The sequence below is a fragment of the Ursidibacter arcticus genome, assembly GCF_009761375.1.
Lineage (GTDB): Bacteria > Pseudomonadota > Gammaproteobacteria > Enterobacterales > Pasteurellaceae > Ursidibacter > Ursidibacter arcticus.
Genome location: NZ_LEKM01000176.1, coordinates 1 through 239, shown reverse-complemented (window position 1 = coordinate 239; position 239 = coordinate 1). Strand labels below are relative to the sequence as shown.

Sequence of the window (239 nt, the reverse complement as noted above, 5' to 3'; positions counted from 1 at the left end):
TTTATTTTGTTGTGTAGATACCATCTCAACTGTCAAGCACAAATAACATTATTTTGTGCTTGATATTGGCTCTGATGTTTCAACACACCAAAGCAAATATGGACGAGATGCCGCATTGCTGCTCCGATAGCTTGCATTTTCATCTTGCCCTTGGCAAGCAAGCGTTCGTAACAGCGTTTAATATCGGGATTATGTACTTTCGCAACAACTGCTGGTAGATAAAGCAACGCTCTTATCTT

1 pseudogene is annotated in these 239 nt (G+C 40.2%); it reads right to left on the bottom strand.

Annotated features, from left to right (window positions below):
• Positions 1-32: 32 nt before the first annotated feature.
• Positions 33-239 (bottom strand): annotated as a pseudogene (locus tag A1D25_RS07810) (IS110 family transposase); the annotation flags it as partial.